This window comes from Mesorhizobium sp. M8A.F.Ca.ET.161.01.1.1, from assembly GCF_004792105.1.
GTDB lineage: Bacteria > Pseudomonadota > Alphaproteobacteria > Rhizobiales > Rhizobiaceae > Mesorhizobium.
In genome coordinates this window covers 1-381 of the sequence record NZ_SRTD01000148.1, presented here as the reverse complement: position 1 = coordinate 381, position 381 = coordinate 1, and the positions used below count along the sequence as shown (strand labels likewise).

Below are 381 nucleotides of genomic sequence, written 5' to 3'. Positions count from 1 at the left end.
CGACAATGTATGGTCAAAGCGCGCAACTCGATACCGTCGGGCGGTTGCTCGAGGTGGACTTGGCGGTCGTTCCTCCGCGGCTGCGGAGGCAGTCAGACTATAACCAATCTTGGAACATGCGCAAGTTGATCATGATGGCTCGCGCTGGCATGTTGGAACTGGAATCGCAGCCGCCGTCCCGGATTGCACAGCAGGATGACGGGAGCGAAACCGGCTTTGAGCTCCGCAGCGATGAGCATTGGTCTAAATATTTCCAACGCACTGTCGTTGGCATGTCGGAGTTCGGCCACCTCAGCCGCGAACGCTTCGAAGCGTTGATCGGTCGGGAGCGGCAGCGCTCGTTCGATGCCGCGACCCAGAACAGCGCGCTGCTCGACAAGC

The 381-nt window shown here is 59.8% G+C and carries 1 protein-coding gene; it reads left to right on the top strand.

Annotated features, from left to right (window positions below):
- Positions 1–116 precede the first annotated feature (116 nt).
- On the top strand, positions 117–381 hold a 265-nt coding region (locus EN804_RS35060; protein ID WP_135922331.1), incomplete at its 3' end, for a hypothetical protein.